The sequence below is a fragment of the Maribellus sp. YY47 genome, from assembly GCF_023111095.1.
GTDB lineage: Bacteria > Bacteroidota > Bacteroidia > Bacteroidales > Prolixibacteraceae > Draconibacterium.
The window spans coordinates 147,409-163,784 of the sequence record NZ_JALGYW010000009.1; the positions used below are offsets into that span (position 1 = coordinate 147,409).

Here is a 16,376-nt window from a genome sequence, read left to right on the forward strand (position 1 = left end):
TTTAATATAACGACTACCCGTTTATGAAGTAGCTGATAATCCTACGTTATTTGATCCAGAAAAGTTTGTAACTGATTGATGTACTTCCCTACATGATAGCAGTCGATCAGCGCATGATTCACCTGTACCGAAAAAGGCAGCAGAATTTTATTGTCTTGCGTAAAGAATTTTCCCCAGGAAATTCGCGGAACTGAATCATCTTTATTAAACGAAATGGTATGTGAAATATGCGTGAACGAAATCCACGGAATACAGGTTATGTAAACAAGGTCATCGCGACCGGCAAGTTTTTCAAATTCAAAATATTCCTGTTGGTTTTCACTGGTTTCTTTCGCCCGACGTTCAAAATCAAAAATATTATCGCCCAACTCAGGCGTTACAAATTTAAAAAGGTCATCGGTTCCGGCTTTGTCCATATCGGTAAATGAAGGGTGTACCTTGTCGTGAAGTACCACTTTGCCATCGCGTATCCGGTACCGGAAGTTCTCTATCTGGTTAAGCGCCGATGTTCCGGCAAACACCATGGCGTAGTAAAACGATAAGTTATTCCGTCGGCTAAACTGCACAAAGTTCGACACATCGAGGTTCATACAAATGTTGTAATGCGGATAGTCCATCCGGTGAAAAAACTCGAAATGGCCTTTTCGTTTCCAGGTTTCAAGATCAATATACTTCATTGCTTTATGCTTTTATGACAGGTTTCCTCTTTTCACACTGCGCCATCATACTGAAACAGTAATTTTATTTCCACTTCGGATGCTTCTTCAGCTCGTTCTCCAATGCCTGTTTTATTACCAGCTCTTCGGGCCGGAGCGAATCGGGTAACAACGGGTGCTTTTCCAGTTTATCGTGGGTTAGATGATAGAAACTACTGTCGGGATAGAGCTTATATTCCAGTGTTCGTACAAATTGATTTCTGTGCCGGTTTACAAATTCTCCCCAGCGCGGATCATAATGTACAAAGGCGGTAGTTCGGGGCTGATATTCTCCGCCAATTAGTAGAGGATAAAAACTTTTTCCGTCTGATTCAGCATCGGTCTGTGTTAAATCTGCCAACGTTGGGAAAAAATCGCTAAACTCGATCAGATCGTTGAATACCAGTTTCTCTTTGATTTGAGCAGGCCAGTAGACAATCAGCGGAACGTGCGTACCGGCATCAATTGTTTTTCCTTTTCCTCCGGCAATCAGCTCTTCCCCCAAATGAGATTTGATGTTAATATTGGTTCCGTTATCGCCTGTGAAGATTACAATGGTGTTATCATCCAGCTTCAGTTCTTTTAGTTTATTCATAATTTTGCCTACCATTTTATCGGCATAAGCCACCATGTCTTTAAAATAGGCGGTGTCTTTTTTATACCTGAATTCGGGGTTTTCCCAATCCCGCGAATCGGGCGTTGGGACAAAAGGATCGTGAACCAAAACCATGGGATAGTAAACAAAGAAGGGCTTATCTTTTTTCCGTTCGATAAAATCCAGGATAAAGTCCGAAAAAATATCGGGGCCATAGTCATCCTTGTTTCTTTCCATGATTTTGCCGTTCTGTTCGATTAAAGGATTTGCGTACCGTTCGCCCTGCTTTCCGGCTTTTGTAAGCTGCCACAGGCAATATTCCTGAAACCCGAATTTATTGGGGCGGGTGTTGTCGTTCCAGTCGGCAATAAGGTCTTTATAAGCCAGCCCGTTTAACTGCCATTTCCCGGCAATGCAGGTTTCGTAACCCGCTTCCTGCATCAGGTTCCCAAAAGTATATTCCGAAAGGTTTAAATGCCCGAAATAATCATAATTGCGGTAGTTGTATTTTCCGGTCATCAGTTTTACCCGCGAAGGAGTACACAAGGGCTGCGAAACACAGTTGGAGAAAAGGATGCCCTGTTCAGCCATTTTATCGAGATGAGGAGTACTATACGATGTGGAGCCATAGGCACCCAGACATTCATACCCCATATCGTCGGCCATGATCAGTACCACATTCGGCCGGTCTTTTTTTGCATCTGTTGAACAGGGAAAAAAAGCTAAAGCCCAAAATACGATTGATAGTTTTCGAATAGCTTTCATTGGTTCTTATCGATTTAAAACTAGTACTAACGATCTCTTATCGTGGCCCGATGGCGCCACGTACACCGGAAATTACAACAAGCCGGAAGCGGTAACTCCGGGTAACCTTGTCAATTGATCCATCTATGAACCTCTTAAAATTTTTTCCATCTTTTTGCCTTTCGCCAATTCGTCGACCAGCTTGTCTAAATATCGCACTTGCTTGGTGACAGGATTCTCGATTTCTTCGATCCGGTAACCACAAATTACACCGGTTATCAAATGGGCATTGGGGTGCAAAGTTGCCCGCTTAAAGAAGGTTTCGAAATTCACATTTTCGGCTATCAGTTCCTGCTGTTTGCTTTCGTTAAATCCGGTCAGCCACTCTATCACCCGGTTCAATTCTTCTTTTGTCCTACCTTTGCTCTCCACTTTTCGGATGTAGAGCGGATAGACAGCTGCAAAAGTCATTTTCGCGATTTTCTCATTGTGTTCCTGTGTTGTTTTCATTGCTGCCTTCTGTTTAAAATATGCTATTGTGGTGTGGTGTTATGCTTAGTCATTATCCAATCCGGGAGGATTATTTAATGCTATTCTCACTATTTCAGCAACAGAATCAACCGTAATTTCTTTTTTCTTACAATAGTCACTTTCAAGCCAGTCCTTAAGCAATTTCGAACCTTTACTAGCATTACATGACACACAACAAAGAGCGATATTATCAGTCCCATTAATTCTTATGTCATTTATTATATGCTCCCAAGATGGCTTACTCTTTCGTGAATTGCTTTCACACGAAAATGATACTCCACAATAAACGCATGCAGTGTCTCTTTCTCTTACAATTTGTTCAACATTCTTTGGAATACTCCATTGATTTGACATCAGACTTTCAATTAATTATTTTCTTCAAAGAAATCATGATCTAGTTCTTTAAATTCATAAACCGCTTTTGTTTGAATGCCTACATTATACTGATACATAAGATCAACTAACTTTAATCCATCAATCAAAATAATCGTATGATGAGCATCATGAGCTTTTTTTATTGCTCCGGAATCAAATGAAGATGTTGTAACAAATACCCCCTTTTGAGTGTCTCCGCTCATTGCTCCTATAAAATTTCGGATTTCTTTTTCACGCACCTTATTTTCACCATATCGTTTGGCTTGAATGTAAATTTTATCCAATCCAAGTTTATCCTCATTGATTATTCCGTCAATTCCACCATCTCCAGTTTTTGCTGTTTCAACAAAGTCACCATAACCCATTTTTTTGAGCAGAATAAGAATTACTTTCTCAAAATAAAATGGATCAATTTTCTTCAACTTCTCTAGTAATTCATCTTTGACCTGAATATCAATTTGATTAAAGCCTTCGTCAATCAGATCTTGTGGTGAAGCATTTTCCATTATTGAAGGTGTCGATACTTTTTTGGAATTTTCCTCATTATAGAATTCAAGGTAGTTCTCTGAACTTTCAACTTGCTTCAACGTCAACTCTGAAGAACTTTGTGTTTTACCTTTCTCGGTTATTCTTACAAATCCTCTTTTGGGAAACTCTATATATCCCCCCTTTTTTAAATATGATTTGCCCCAAGCAATCCTGTTTATTATTAAAACCTCACCACTTTTCGTTTTCTGCTCTAGCTGCTCTTTGGTTAGTTCTGAATAGAATTGATCAATTACTTTATGATACATTTCCCTTGTTTGGAGTGTTTCTCCATTCTCTAATACTTTCAAGATTGGGATAAAAGTCTCATGAAATTTTGGTATTTCCATATAGATTCATTTTTTCTTTCCTGCCTAAATGTAATAATACTGTTATGCCTTGTTAGCTACCATTTTAATAACTTGCTGTTATCTCCTTTATATTTCTGAAAACTGGGAATAATGCTTTTTGGCCCTTGTATGCTTTGTTTTCAAGGTATTGGGTATGATTGATTTTGTCCTAAAATAAACATAAATCTGACAAAATATCAATGGATTTACGACCAAAGCGTAAAATGGATCTTCAAAGCCATCGAGGTACGTCCACCAGGCTGTTTGCCAAGGCGAACAATATGACCCCAACAAGGAGGTAAAAAAAGCCGCAAAAAAAAAACAGTAACAGAATGGCGGAAAATTACCGGATAACTACCTGTAAGCAAAGACCTTCAAGGTTGCAAAAACCTTGAAGGTCTCAGGGCATTGGCAACTTCCTGCCACGTTATTCTAGAAAAACATTTTATCGTCGTGATCAGGGAAAAAGATGCCTGCGTCGATGCGGATCCGGTCGAGGAACTTAATCAGGTCGCGACTCATTTGCCAGCTCATTAGCGGGCTTTCGATCCGCCCCTGATCGAGGCATTCCATCACATGTTCGGCTTCGTACTGGTAGCCAAATCCCTCCTTGTGGCTCTTGGGATAAGTCATTACTTCACCTCCCTCTTTCCAAACCGTAACCTGGGTAGGCGTAAACCAGCGCGGATTAAGAACCAGGTAGCCTTTTTCGCAAAAATATTCGGTTTGCGTGGGCGAATACGACGAGAAGCTCGAGGTTAGGTTCGCCATAGCGCCATCTGCGTATTTACAAATGATACTGATACTTTCTTCGGAACCGGTCGGGCTGAAATCGGCAAAAGTTTTAATGGTTTCGGGCAGGCCCAGCGATGTTAGCGCTGCAAACACCGGGTAAATACCAATATCGAGCAACGAACCGCCTCCCAGTTTTACATTGTACAGACGCTTGTCTTCGAGGTAAGGCGCATTAAAAGCAAAATCGGACCGCACGATCTTGATTTTACCCAACTCTCCCGAGCGAAGTATTTCCATCGCCTTACGGTAGCTGGGCTGAAACATCGTCCAGAATGCTTCCATAAAAAAGGTGTTGTTTTCGCGGGCACAGGCCATCATTTCCTCCACTCCGTTTGAATTGAGCGCCAGCGCCTTTTCGCACAACACTGCCTTTTTGTGGCTCAGGCACAACAGGGCATGTTCGCGATGATGCGAATGCGGAGTGGCAATATAGATCACATCGACCTTTGGATCGCGAACCAACTCTTCGTAGCTGCCGTAAGCCACTTCAAAACCCAGCTCAGCGGCAAATTCCTGAGCACGCGATAAGTCGCGTGCCGCAGCCGCATAAAGCCTCGCGTTGGGCAATAACTTCAGATCGCTCACAAATTTCCGGGCAATCTTTCCGCATCCCAAAACCGCCCAGTTATACGTTTTTGTTTCAGACATAAAATCGATTGAATGTTTAAGTTATCAAAGGTCTTAAAGGTAATACATCGCCTGGTTTTATCTCTGTATTTTTTTTGAATTTACAAGACTAAAGCAGACCAAAAACAGCATTTAGCGGGTGTAAAAAACATTCAACCAGCTGATCTACTGTTGTGATATGAACAACCTTCGGTTGATGAAAACCAGGCAGAAACCTCTCCCGCACATCGTTTGAATAATGATGAATTGTAATATTAATTCCCCGAATAAAACCAGCCACCGTTTGAAAATGCTAATTTTACATCCGAATCATTTAAGTTGAATAAGTTTTCATCCAAATTAATTTACAGGATAATGAAGATACGTATTTCCATATTGGTTGCTGCATTGTTTTTTATGGCAGCCTGCCAACAACCGGTCGCCAAATATATCGCGAATAACGGCACCGTTTACGGAACCTACTACAGTATAAAATATGAAAGTCCGGATGGATCGGATCTTCAGGAGAAAATTGATGAAGAGTTTCACCGTTTAACGCTGATTTTTTCGCACTACGAAAAAGCGTCGACCATTTCGAAAGTCAACCGCAATGAAGCCGTAACGCTGGAACCCGAATTTATTAACTGCTTTAATAAAGCCGAAGAAATTTCGGTGATCACCAACGGAGCTTTCGACATTACCGCTGCCCCGCTGATCAATGCCTGGGGATTTGGCCCCGAACACCGGCAAAAGATGACGCAGGAAGTGGTCGACTCACTAAAGGCGTTGATCGGGTATCAAAAAATCAGAATCGTCGACGGGAAAATTGAGAAAGATATACCTGAGATACAGCTCAACATGAGCGCCATTGCCAAAGGTTATACCTGTGATCTGATCGGCGAATTTCTGGCTAAACACGGATGCCTTAACTACATGGTTGACATCGGTGGCGAAGTGGTTGCCAAAGGAAACAACGACAAAGGCCGCACCTGGACTATCGGTATTCGCGAACCTTCGGAAGATCCTTTCCGTAACGATTTGAATGCTGCCATCCGGCTTCCTGACCGTGCCCTGGCGACTTCGGGTAATTACCTTAATTTTTATGAAGAAAACGGGAAAAAGTATGCGCACACCATCGATCCGTCGTCGGGCTACCCGGTGCAACACAGTGTACTTAGTTCTACCGTTTTGGCCAACGATTGTATGACTGCCGATGCTTTTGCCACTGCCTTTATGGTTTTGGGGAAAGATGCGGGAATTGAGGTGGCAAGTAAAGTTCCCGGTCTGGAAATCTATTTTATTTATGCTGATGATCAGGGAGAAAACAAGGTGTATATGTCGGAAGGATTTTCGCAGTATATGGCAAAATAGGTCTTGATTGAGTTGCCTTAATCGGTGAGTATATTTTTAAGTTAGTTTTTGAAAAGAGCATATCACAAGTAAGCTTAACGTTTAGTATGCCAGGGCTTACTCAAAAGAAAGCTAAGCATGGGCTGATAATTAGTCTGTGCCTTTTCGCTTCTTTTGGCTCGTTGACCGGTCTTGATTTTACTTACGCGATGAACAGTCTCTTTACGTATTTCATTTCAGTGTTAGCATTAAAAGTCAAGACGTAGTTTCTTGTGGCAATCATCTGACTTCTTTGCAAGCTTTATAGGTTCGCTTTCGTTTCATATGAAATTCGAAATTCCCATTAATTCGGACTGCCCATATTTCCCAACAGCAGTTATTAAATTCCTTTTACGAATAATACGATCGAATGAGTTGATTATCGCTACCCAAATTGAAAGGGATTAAATCATAAAAGACATCAGTGCAAGGCAGAAAACAATCATGATTTTCGGGAATCACCAACAGGAATGACAGTGTGGCTTGCCGACAGCATTTCATAAAAGTAGTTAGATTACAACGCGCATAAAGCGATTGTGCGTTGAATCGCTTATTGATTGCGCCTTCTATTATTTACATATCAGCTCCGGGTTTCACCCGAGGTTAATCTTATTTTATCCCTTTGGTATATTGAACAGAATTACAAACTTAAGTCGAGTTAACCGGACAATAATGTTTGAACACATAGCTTTTTATGGCGCTGAAAGCCTCGAATGTGAGTAACCCGGTGTATAACGCCGGGATGAAATGACCGAAGGGAAATCGTCTGGAACAGTTAGTTGATCATAGATTTATAAGACTTCCGGACGAAAAATAGCTGTCTTTCGTTGACAGACTTTCAAAAAAAAAGCCCTGCCAAACGGCAGAGCTTTTTGAATATTATCTCGTACGAGTACTATTTTCTAATTTTAGCAACTTCGAATTCAGTACGACGGTTTTCTTTTCTGTGTGTTTTTGAATCATTCGCAACTGCTGGTTTGCTTTCTCCGTAGTTGTTTGATCCAACGTAAGCATTGTTAACACCTTTCATCAACAGGTATTTTACAACGGCTTGAGCACGTTTTTCAGAAAGTTTCATGTTGTATGCTTCTGTACCGATGTTACAAGTGTGACCACCCACAACAATTTCGTATTCTTTTGCAGCATTCAACTGTTCAGCCAATTTATCCAATTCTGCTTTGAACGCAGGGCTCAAATCTGCTTTGTCGAAATCGAAATAGATTGTTTCAACTTCCATGTCTGACCAATCAGGACATCCGTTGTTTGAAGCAGGACCGGCTTGTTGCGGACATTTATCTTCACAGTCGATTACACCGTCACCGTCTGAATCAAGCGGACAACCGTCTGAGTCAACTGCACAACCTTTTGGTGTATCAGGACATTTGTCTTTTGGATCCGGAACACCGTCACCGTCAGTATCAGGACAGCCTTTGAATTTAGCCAAACCAGCTACATCCGGGCAATCATCATCTTTGTCAGCAACACCGTCACCATCGCGGTCTGGACAGCCGTTCAATGAAGCAGGACCAGCTTCATCCGGACAATCATCTTTATAATCCGGAACACCGTCACCGTCACGATCCAGCGGACATCCTTTTTCGTCAACTTGTACTCCCGGAGGTGTATCAGGACATTCGTCTTTTCTGTCTTTTACGCCGTCACCATCTGAATCTTTTCCTTTGCCTAAAGCAAATTCAAGAATACTGGTAATCATAAAATGTTCGTCAGTCCATCCAAATCCAGGATGTCCTGAATGCCAGCCTTCGATACTGTTAACATAAGTTCCAGCAACGAAAAGAGATGTTCTGTCGCTTACAGGAACTTTTATACCTGCACCATAATCGAATGTGAAACCGGTTTCTCTGTTATCCCACATATAACCACCACCAGCAAGCAGGAATGGTTGAATGGCTTTATCTTCATTAAGAAGTTTAAAACGTAAGTTCAATAATGTGGTGAAAACATCCACATTCGGATCGTTGAATGACATTCTGTTATCCAACATAATATCGAACCGTGGGGTCAGGTAGCGGCTGATATAAAAATTAGCCAGTGGGCTTGTATATTCCCGTTCAATGTTATAATCAATACCAGGTCCAAGGCCTATCGCCCATTTGTTATCTGAATTCTGCGCTACCGCAGCTCCAGTAACCAATAACATAGTGAGAAAGAATAGAGTAATTTTTTTCATAATCTAAGAGTTTATTTTTTGTTGTCTTTGAAATCTTCAGCCAATTTAAAAATTAATTTTATTCCTACAAAGAATGGAAGATCAGCTTATGGTTTATTTTATTAACATTAAACTTTTGAACAAAATTAAACATTAAAATTATATAAACTCAAAATATTAAACATTTTGTTTTCAATAATTGACATCGAAACTACAGGCCATAGCGCCAAATTTGGAAAAATAACAGAAATTGCTATTATTCAACACAATGGGCAATTTATAACCGATTCTTTTTCAACACTGATCAACCCCGAAATGGACATCCCCTACTTTATCACCGACCTTACCGGAATCGACAATAACATGGTAAGCAATGCTCCAAAGTTTTACGAAGTAGCCAAAAAGATCGTTCAAATGACTTCAGGAAGAACTTTTGTGGCGCACAATGTAAGTTTTGATTACAATTTCATTCGCGAAGAATTTGCACGGCTGGGTTACGATTATCAAAGCAAAACACTTTGTACCGTAAAACTTTCAAGAAAGCTTCTGCCGGGGCATCGTTCCTATTCGCTGGGGAAATTGTGTGCTGAGCTTGGTATTAATATAAATGGCAGACACCGCGCTGCAGGCGATGCCTTTGCCACTGTTAAACTTTTTGAAATACTGATGGAAAAAAACCAGCAAAACGGCGGACTAAAAAGTCAGAACAATTACCGCCTGTTCTGATTGCCAACAGCCTATTCCTTAGTATCTTTTTCCTCTTCCTCTGTTTCAGTAAAATCGAGCAATTCTTTTTCCTGAAGTGTGTTATACCACAAAAACACCTTTTTAATGTCTGAAACATATACACGCTCTTTGTCGTATTCCGGCAAAACAGTTTCGAAATAGGCTTTTAGTTCACTTCCCGATGCTTTTGCCGAGATAGCTGCTCCCCCATCCTCTTTTTCTGATATGGTTTTAAAAATATCTTTTAGCGGAACATCGCCCTCATAGGTATAGATCGCAATATCTTCCAGCGCCGAAACTTTGGCTGTTGAATAAACAGGCATACGTTTGCCTGTATCCAGTGATTCAACTATTATATTGTTTTTACTTTCTGCCACCATTTTAAACAATCCTGAGTGGCCTGAAATCGCTAATATTCCCTTTAACATGACTTAAATTTTTGGCGAATATACAATTTTTGTAATTCTTTTTTAAAACAGAGGCCGGGTATCCGAAAACAACAGAATTCAGAAAACCCGGCTTCGTATGTAATTATTTTATTTCGAATAAATTATGAGGTGACTATTTTTTATTGATTTGAAAAGTATAAATCAGACCGGCCTTTACCCATCTTCCGGGCTGAACAACATTTTCAATATCGTTATATGTCGTGTCAAACAAATTATTAACTGATGAAAAAAGTGTTAAATTCCTTCGCTTGTAAGACAGCTTTGTGTCTACTAACCAGAAAGGATCGTAACTGACTTCACCCGCCGGGGCAGCGTCTTCAAATCTGGTATAACTTCCCTCTCTGTCCTGGTAAACCATTTTCAGATCGATACTTACATTTTTTATCAATCTCTGATTAACGGAGAGTACCAGCTTGTGTTTCAAATTATCCAATACATAACGCGAGATAAAATCGTCTTCCTGTTTGTCTACATTATTAAATAAACAGCTGACATCGACATTGGGAACAAACTCGCCCAACCGCTTACGCAATAGCAGCTGCACCTGAGCCTCTGCCCCAAAACTTGTCAGGCGGGTAAGGTTTTGCGTCATCCATATCTCATCCTCAGATTCCTTTACCCAATCGATAATGTTTTTTCCCTTTCGATAGAACACAACTACGTGTCCTTTCACCACCGGCTTACTAAACTTGATTCCCCCTTCAATCGTTGCCGATTTCTCCGGTTTCAAATCAGGGTTTCCTACATTGGTGGGCCCCTGATAATAGAGATCGGTGAAAGTTGGCATTCGCAACGAGGTATTAAAGCTTGAGTATAATTTTACTCCGTCCAGAATATCATAACTCAAATCAACTCCGGGAAAGAAATTTATACCAAGATCGCTTCCTGAAATATAGTTCCCCATTATCCCGGCCGTAAACGTCCACTTACTAATATATAACGAGTGCTCCAAAAATCCGGACAAAGTGTTTCTTGAATCGGATTTGGTAAACTGTGCATCTTCTCCCGGAACGTCTTTGGGATGGTCCATCTCTTTTCCAAGAACATTACTCAGAATATGCTCGCTCCGGTATTCAAATCCTACTGCAGTTTTTCCCGCATCCCACGCAAACCATGAATTCAAGTTGGCTCCGTATGTATTTGTCAAATGGTAATTGTGACCACCATACCACGAAGCCGGATTATTCCGAAATAATTCAAACCGATCCTGATGACGCCGATAATAAACAGCCGGGCTCAAATGCAAATCTCCGGTTGAATTCCACTTAGCCGATGTAAACAGTGTTTTGGTGGCTTCGTACTGGTTGGGATATTTGGGCGTATAAAAACTATTTGCCCCAAATCCTTTTTCTGAAATACCAAGCTGAACGTTCAAATCCCCGTCTGTTGTGTTCAGGTAACCGCCATAGAAACCATTTAACTCATCAAAGTCGGTATTGTTAGTATACCCGTCTGAACGCTTTTTATTAAAGGCAAGCACATTGCTAACCCGACCGGTTTGAACGTTGGCCGAAGCATTCCCATCGAAATAACCAAAGTTTCCACCCGAAGCATTCACGGTTGCCGAATTCCCATTACCTTTCCGGGTAATAATATTAATGGCGCCGGAAAATGCATTGGGACCATAGACACGTGCAGCGGGCCCTTCGAGCACTTCGATTCTTTCGATTTGGGCTAAACTGACTGGAAGATTTAAATTGTGATGGCCGGTTTGAGGGTCGGTGATGTTAATACCGTTTAGCAGGATTAAGATCTGGTCGAAAGTACCACCGCGAATACTAACATCCGCCTGTACTCCTTCAGTTCCGCGTTGTCGCACATCCACTCCGGCAATGTACTCTAACAGGTCCTGAACACTCTGAGCCGGTACCGCCTCAATTTCTTTTCTCTCGATCACGGAAACAATCCGTGCTACCTGCGAATAAAGTGCAGGTGTTCTCTGCGCACTCACCTCGATCTCATCAAGGTCGTATTCCATTTTAACTTCCGAAGTATCCTGAGTAGTTGCCAGCGTTATAACAGGTGTCGACAGAAAATAAATTACCGCCAAAACCGAAATCGCCACAACTTTCTTCAGTGCAAGGAAAAGAGAATAACTCTTTCTTCCCCACTTTCGGAAAAACAAAACAGATTGCGCATCATGGTTAAACTTACTTGTTCTCATCATACAAAATCTATGAAGCGGCAAAGATATAAATTGATATGAATACAGCCGTGCAGAAACGGCCATAACCGATTCGGGAGCCAAAGTGCAGTATTACTAACATATATCAAATTCAACACGATAGGCAGATAAAAAATCTTTATGTAGGATAGATTTAATCGACTGACTTTTGTCATGATTTATTTGCTTTTCAGGGTAATAAAAGCTTAAATTTGTTTAGACAAATTAAAAATAACGCGCCATGACTCAAATTCAATTCACCAACGCCCTGCTAGGGTTAAGCGACAAGCTACACTACTATGCACTTAGTCTGACTGCCGACTCGGAAAGAGCTGATGACCTGTTGCAAGAGACATTTTTGAAAGCGCTTACTTACCGTGAAAAATTCACCCAGAACACCAATTTCAAGGCCTGGATTTATACCATAATGAAAAACACCTTCATCAACGACTATCGTAGAAAGGTTAAAACAAAAAACACCTTTGAAGGTTCAAACAACGACTTTCACCTGATGTTTACAAAAGACAAAGTCTATCCGGCACCTGATTCCTTTTACAGTTCAAAAGAAATCACAAAAAGCATTAATGCTTTGGAAGACGAATACAAAGTGCCTTTCACCATGTTTTTGGACGGTTACAAATACAAAGAAATTGCAGAAGAACTGAATTTGCCTTTGGGAACTGTGAAAAGCCGTATCTTCTTCACCCGGAAAAAGCTTGAAAAAGCGCTACACGAGTACTCTGATAATTAATGATAATAAATGATTAGGTAATTAGGTCTTCAATTTTTGAAGGCCTTTTTTTTGAAAGTCATTTTTTAAAAATATCCAATTCTCAAATTTGAATGAAAAATATCCAACAAAATCCTGGAAATTGGATATTGGGAATCCTGCATTGAATATTCTGGATTATAAATTAAAAACAAATCCCGGATAGGAGTAGAAATCATTACTTTCATTCCTGTTGGTAATTCCTCTGTAATCATGATTTTTTATTTTTGAAATCATTAAATATTCCTTATTTTCTCTTTATTTTAAGAGAGATGTCCTGCTTAGGGAATGTGGGAGGATGGACAGAGAGGTCAATAAAAACAACAATAGTAAACTGTCATGAAAGAAATAGCCGTTCATTTAGCTGAAGGATTTGAAGAGATAGAAGCCATAAGTATTATTGATGTGTTACGCCGGGCCAACCTGAAGGTCACCACCGTTTCCATCACTGAAAAGCTCGTTGTTACAGGAGCGCACCAGATACAAGTTACAGCCGATAAAATTTTTGAGGAAGTTGACTATTCAGAAATTGACATGCTGGTTCTTCCGGGAGGGATGCCCGGTTCAGCCAACCTTAAAGCCCATGGCGGATTGCGCGAACAAATTCTGAATTTTAACGATAGCGAAAAACAGCTTGGAGCCATTTGCGCTGCTCCAATGGTATTCGGAAACCTGGGCCTCCTGAAAAACAAAAAAGCGACGTGTTACCCTGGATTTGAAGATGAATTACACGGAGCCATTATCACCGGAAACGACGTGGAGCAAGCCGGAAATATTATTACCGGAAAGGGGGCCGGTGTTGCCATAAAATTTGCACTGAAAATTGTAGAAAATAGTAAAGGCGAAAAAGCTGCCGCTGAGCTGGCCAAAAAAATGATTGTAGAACATATGTAAAAAGTAATCCAAATTATGTAAAAATCACAACAGTTCCGGTATCTTCACCCCAAAATAAAACTACAATCTTATGCCATCCAAAACTCACTTGTTGTTGCTGTTCCTCTTCTTGGCACCAACATTTTTAAACCACCTTTCGGCCCAGGAACCCGAAATACAGCAAAATGAAAACAACGATAAGCGGTGGAGAATTGCTTTAACCGGCGGAATGGGATACCGTGTTGCCAGCACCAAAGATTCAAAGCAAATTTTCACACAGCAGGGATTTGCCAAGTCGCAGGTTGACAACTATTTTAAAGGGATAAAGTGGGGGCCCAAAGCTTCGGCACAGCTTCACTATCTTTTTAAAGAAAATTATGGTATTGGTATCGATTATCAATTCCATTACGGGTCAGGTTCCATGACCGGCATTATTGACCCACAGGACGGGGTAACACTTTATTACGGAAAACTTAAGGACAAAATATTCGCCAATTACGTGGGGCTTTCGTTGTACGAAGAAATGTGGGTTAAACCCGAAGTATTTAATTTCTACGCACAGGCATCGTTTGGTATTACGTACTTCCGACAGGAAAATGAAACTTTTTATACCCCGGTACTTATCACAGGCAAGGCTCCGGGCATTAACGCAGAAGCTGGCCTTGATTATTTTATTACTCCTCGTATCGCTGTGGGAGCCAACCTCAACTGCTTTCTCTCAACCATTTCGAAAATAAAAGTTGACGACGGGACTTCTACTACCGAAATCAAGCTTGAAGACGAACAACGCGAAGGCCTTTCGAGACTTGATGCCGGTGTTGGCTTACGGTTGTACTTCTAAATAAACTACCTATGAAAACAAAACATATCTGCAACTTAATTATTATTGGACTGATTTTTTTGTTCAGTTTCCAATCGTGTGACAATAGTTTCCTCGATGAAACCCAGAACCTGAATTACACTGATATACCCGACACCCTGTTTGTTACCAACACAACACCCCCCTTTAGTCTGAATATGGAATTTAATACCGATAAGGCTCTCAACTGGAAATTGGTACAATATCCGTTTTGGCTGGAAATTCACCCCAAGGAAGGATCAAAAAATGCCAACGGAAGCTCAGTTGTTCAATTCGGGGTTAAAGATTCTGACATAACTTTAGGGTTTGGTTTTTATACTTTCCCACTGGTTTTCGATATCGGCAATGGAGAAATGATTGGCTACACCGTTGCATTGGCTCATTTGGGACATCCGTTAATACAGGTATCACGCAACAATATTTCGTTTGATAACACGTACAATAAATCCTTCGAAATCAGAAACAATAATGGGTATGGATTTTTAGCATGGCAAATCAGCAGTGCACCTTCCTGGATAAAAGCCAACAAAACATCAGGGCTGCTTGATGAATTTACATCAGAAGAGATTATGCTTTCAGCCGACGTTAACGGGCTTGCACCCGGCGAGTACAAGGGCACCGTAGTCATTCAAAGCAATGCCGAGAATACCCCGGTTTTTAATATTCAGGTGTATTTGCAGATTTCGGCAAGCGCCCATTACGGCAGTTACCGCCAGGGAGTACTCGTTGATACCCGCTTTAGCAAAACCCGCGACGAGGTTATTGTATTAACCAAATCGCCCAATCAACTCCTCTTTTTTAAAGAGGATATAAATAATCCCAAAATTGTTGAACTAAACGGAGTTCCTCAGTGCCTGGCTTTATCCGAAGACGAATCGTTGATTGCTGTTGGTTATTCAAATTCAAACCTCACAACCTATGACGCCCTTAGCCGTACTCCTTTAAAAACCTATAATTTGGGAACCATTCCAATAAGCATTGAGCTAAACACTAACCAATGGCTTTATTTTATTGCCAAACGCGATTACCAGAATTATCTGCACAGTATAAACCTAAATACTGAAGAAATTGTGCGTGCCCAAAAAGGCGAAAGCGGACTGAAAACATTAAAAAAAGTGCCCGGAAAACCACTCTTGTTGTCGAACCGGCCCGGCTATTCGCCCGATGGGTTATTTCTGTTCGATATTTCCGAACCCGGCCAGACCGACTCAATAAACCAGTACCACATGAGCACGTATGGCTACTGGCCATCTGACGATGGAGAACGCTTGTTTACCGGTTGGAAGAATATTTATAACATGCCCGAATTTACGATTGGGAATAGCTTTTACGTAACTGAGCCACCTGTAATCGGACAACTCAGTTTTAGCAATTACCAAACCGTTGACTGTATTTCGAGCCAGCGTTCGACGGAACGAATTTTTGCCGTTACCGGGTTCCACGGGTCAGATGCTTTTTTGATTTTAAAAGTATATAACAGCAATACGCTTGTTCAGTTAAAGTCTTACGATATGATGTTTGTACGCCCCGATTCATTTACATCCACATGGACAGGGCGGCCTGTAGCCATTTTCCCGTCGGAAGATAAAACTAATGTGTGGCTGGTACAGAAATTTGCAGACTATATCAGTGACGAAACCGGAATCTGGTCGGTTACAAAAGTGGATATAACCCAATAATATCGCGATCGAAATAAACGATAAAAGTAAGTTTTCCAATTTCGTGCTTACGAAATAAAAAAAACGTAGGCATGAAATTGGG

The 16,376-nt window shown here is 41.0% G+C and carries 15 protein-coding genes; 6 read left to right on the forward strand and 9 right to left on the reverse strand.

Annotated elements, in window-relative coordinates:
* Positions 1-41: 41 nt before the first annotated feature.
* The 6 genes from MR764_RS09425 to MR764_RS09450 form a co-directional block, all read right to left on the reverse strand.
* Positions 42-677 (reverse strand): chloramphenicol acetyltransferase, encoded by a 636-nt coding sequence (locus MR764_RS09425; RefSeq protein ID WP_247979165.1) that lies wholly within the window; start codon positions 675-677, stop codon positions 42-44.
* Between the two features lie 64 nt (positions 678-741).
* Complete coding sequence (locus tag MR764_RS09430) at positions 742-2,055, reverse strand: sulfatase-like hydrolase/transferase (RefSeq protein ID WP_247979166.1); 1,314 nt, start codon at positions 2,053-2,055, stop codon at positions 742-744.
* Positions 2,056-2,178: 123 nt separating this feature from the next.
* A complete protein-coding gene (locus tag MR764_RS09435) occupies positions 2,179-2,544 on the reverse strand; it encodes a DUF2200 domain-containing protein (RefSeq protein WP_247979167.1) in 366 nt (121 codons plus the stop codon).
* A gap of 45 nt (positions 2,545-2,589) precedes the next feature.
* Positions 2,590-2,919 carry a hypothetical protein gene (locus MR764_RS09440; protein WP_247979168.1) on the reverse strand — a complete coding sequence of 110 codons (330 nt, stop codon included), beginning with the start codon at positions 2,917-2,919 and terminating at the stop codon, positions 2,590-2,592.
* 11 nt (positions 2,920-2,930) lie between these two features.
* Positions 2,931-3,815, reverse strand: a complete 885-nt coding sequence (locus MR764_RS09445) for a restriction endonuclease (protein ID WP_247979169.1) — start codon at positions 3,813-3,815, stop codon at positions 2,931-2,933.
* 432 nt (positions 3,816-4,247) lie between these two features.
* Complete coding sequence (locus MR764_RS09450; protein ID WP_247979170.1) at positions 4,248-5,258, reverse strand: Gfo/Idh/MocA family oxidoreductase; 1,011 nt, start codon at positions 5,256-5,258, stop codon at positions 4,248-4,250.
* A gap of 333 nt (positions 5,259-5,591) precedes the next feature.
* On the opposite strand from MR764_RS09450, the gene MR764_RS09455 reads away from it, so the two are divergent.
* Entirely contained in the window at positions 5,592-6,587 is a 996-nt protein-coding gene (locus tag MR764_RS09455) for an FAD:protein FMN transferase (protein WP_247979171.1), read from the forward strand.
* Positions 6,588-7,500: 913 nt separating this feature from the next.
* Here the strand turns inward: MR764_RS09455 and MR764_RS09460 are convergent.
* Positions 7,501-8,796: an OmpA family protein gene (locus MR764_RS09460; protein WP_247979172.1), complete on the reverse strand. Its 1,296-nt coding sequence runs from the start codon at positions 8,794-8,796 to the stop codon at positions 7,501-7,503.
* 165 nt (positions 8,797-8,961) lie between these two features.
* Here MR764_RS09460 and MR764_RS09465 point away from each other — a divergent pair, with 165 nt between their 5' ends.
* Positions 8,962-9,501, forward strand: coding sequence for an exonuclease domain-containing protein (locus MR764_RS09465; RefSeq protein WP_247979173.1), 540 nt, complete (start codon positions 8,962-8,964; stop codon positions 9,499-9,501).
* Positions 9,502-9,512: 11 nt separating this feature from the next.
* Here MR764_RS09465 and MR764_RS09470 read toward each other — a convergent pair whose 3' ends face one another.
* Positions 9,513-9,929, reverse strand: a complete 417-nt coding sequence (locus MR764_RS09470; RefSeq protein WP_247979174.1) for a DUF5606 domain-containing protein — start codon at positions 9,927-9,929, stop codon at positions 9,513-9,515.
* Positions 9,930-10,062: 133 nt separating this feature from the next.
* Positions 10,063-12,117 (reverse strand): TonB-dependent receptor, encoded by a 2,055-nt coding sequence (locus MR764_RS09475; RefSeq protein WP_247979175.1) that lies wholly within the window; start codon positions 12,115-12,117, stop codon positions 10,063-10,065.
* 238 nt (positions 12,118-12,355) lie between these two features.
* On the opposite strand from MR764_RS09475, the gene MR764_RS09480 reads away from it, so the two are divergent.
* From MR764_RS09480 to MR764_RS09495, 4 genes are all read left to right on the forward strand, one after another.
* Positions 12,356-12,865 (forward strand): RNA polymerase sigma factor, encoded by a 510-nt coding sequence (locus tag MR764_RS09480; protein ID WP_247979176.1) that lies wholly within the window; start codon positions 12,356-12,358, stop codon positions 12,863-12,865.
* A gap of 357 nt (positions 12,866-13,222) precedes the next feature.
* Positions 13,223-13,777, forward strand: coding sequence for a DJ-1 family glyoxalase III (locus tag MR764_RS09485; RefSeq protein ID WP_247979177.1), 555 nt, complete (start codon positions 13,223-13,225; stop codon positions 13,775-13,777).
* Positions 13,778-13,847: 70 nt separating this feature from the next.
* Positions 13,848-14,597, forward strand: coding sequence for a hypothetical protein (locus MR764_RS09490; protein ID WP_247979178.1), 750 nt, complete (start codon positions 13,848-13,850; stop codon positions 14,595-14,597).
* A gap of 11 nt (positions 14,598-14,608) precedes the next feature.
* The gene (locus MR764_RS09495; RefSeq protein WP_247979179.1) at positions 14,609-16,294 is read left to right on the forward strand and encodes a hypothetical protein; all 1,686 of its coding nucleotides are present in this window, start codon (positions 14,609-14,611) and stop codon (positions 16,292-16,294) included.
* The last annotated feature ends 82 nt before the right edge of the window (positions 16,295-16,376 follow it).

Coding starts and splice junctions, on each gene's coding strand:
- MR764_RS09495 (WP_247979179.1), top strand. CDS start 14,609: ATGAAAACAAAACATATCTGCAACTTAATTATTATTGGACTGATTTTT.
- MR764_RS09480 (WP_247979176.1), top strand. CDS start 12,356: ATGACTCAAATTCAATTCACCAACGCCCTGCTAGGGTTAAGCGACAAG.
- MR764_RS09430 (WP_247979166.1), bottom strand. CDS start 2,055: ATGAAAGCTATTCGAAAACTATCAATCGTATTTTGGGCTTTAGCTTTT.
- MR764_RS09470 (WP_247979174.1), bottom strand. CDS start 9,929: ATGTTAAAGGGAATATTAGCGATTTCAGGCCACTCAGGATTGTTTAAA.
- MR764_RS09450 (WP_247979170.1), bottom strand. CDS start 5,258: ATGTCTGAAACAAAAACGTATAACTGGGCGGTTTTGGGATGCGGAAAG.
- MR764_RS09440 (WP_247979168.1), bottom strand. CDS start 2,919: ATGTCAAATCAATGGAGTATTCCAAAGAATGTTGAACAAATTGTAAGA.
- MR764_RS09445 (WP_247979169.1), bottom strand. CDS start 3,815: ATGGAAATACCAAAATTTCATGAGACTTTTATCCCAATCTTGAAAGTA.
- MR764_RS09425 (WP_247979165.1), bottom strand. CDS start 677: ATGAAGTATATTGATCTTGAAACCTGGAAACGAAAAGGCCATTTCGAG.
- MR764_RS09485 (WP_247979177.1), top strand. CDS start 13,223: ATGAAAGAAATAGCCGTTCATTTAGCTGAAGGATTTGAAGAGATAGAA.
- MR764_RS09490 (WP_247979178.1), top strand. CDS start 13,848: ATGCCATCCAAAACTCACTTGTTGTTGCTGTTCCTCTTCTTGGCACCA.
- MR764_RS09460 (WP_247979172.1), bottom strand. CDS start 8,796: ATGAAAAAAATTACTCTATTCTTTCTCACTATGTTATTGGTTACTGGA.
- MR764_RS09455 (WP_247979171.1), top strand. CDS start 5,592: ATGAAGATACGTATTTCCATATTGGTTGCTGCATTGTTTTTTATGGCA.
- MR764_RS09435 (WP_247979167.1), bottom strand. CDS start 2,544: ATGAAAACAACACAGGAACACAATGAGAAAATCGCGAAAATGACTTTT.
- MR764_RS09475 (WP_247979175.1), bottom strand. CDS start 12,117: ATGATGAGAACAAGTAAGTTTAACCATGATGCGCAATCTGTTTTGTTT.